The organism is Cobetia sp. 5-25-4-2 (genome assembly GCF_013374075.1).
In the GTDB taxonomy this organism is placed as follows: Bacteria; Pseudomonadota; Gammaproteobacteria; order Pseudomonadales; family Halomonadaceae; genus Cobetia; species Cobetia marina.
The window spans coordinates 1-511 of sequence record NZ_BLWK01000020.1; the positions used below are offsets into that span (position 1 = coordinate 1).

1 protein-coding gene is annotated in these 511 nt (G+C 64.8%); it reads right to left on the reverse strand.

Annotated elements, in window-relative coordinates:
* Window positions 1-511, reverse strand: a 511-nt coding sequence (locus HXS65_RS17335; RefSeq protein ID WP_176494529.1) for an Ig-like domain-containing protein, incomplete at both ends; no start/stop codon positions are given.

Below are 511 nucleotides of genomic sequence, written 5' to 3' on the forward strand. Positions count from 1 at the left end.
GGTGACGGAGCCACCTTCGCCGTCGGTGATCACCAGCTGAACGTTGTCGCTGCTCAGGCCGTCTTCGATGGAGCCGGTCAGCGTCACGTTGCCGATCTCGTCGGCATTCAGGAAGCCATCGCCACCATCGGTGAAGGCGATGCTGTTGTCGCCTTCCGCCGGCGGGGTGGTGTCGGTATTACTATCAACCGTGACGGGGTTGGACGGCTCACTGGTGTTGCCGGCTGGGTCGGTCGCGGTGGCAGTCAGTTCGGTGCCGTCTTCCGGCATCGGATCGAGCTCGACCGAGAAGGTGCCATCCTCTTCGACTTCGGTGGTGGCGACAGGGTTGCCATTGCCATCGGTGATGTCGACGGTCGCGCCGGGCTCACCGGTGCCGGTGAGGGTGGTGCCATCGGTGTCGTTCAGCGTCGGGGTGTCGGTGACGGTGTCCTTGGTCGCGGCATCCGTGAACTCGGCCGCATTACCGGCGTCGTCAGTGACGGTCAACGTCGCGGTCAGTTCGCCCTCG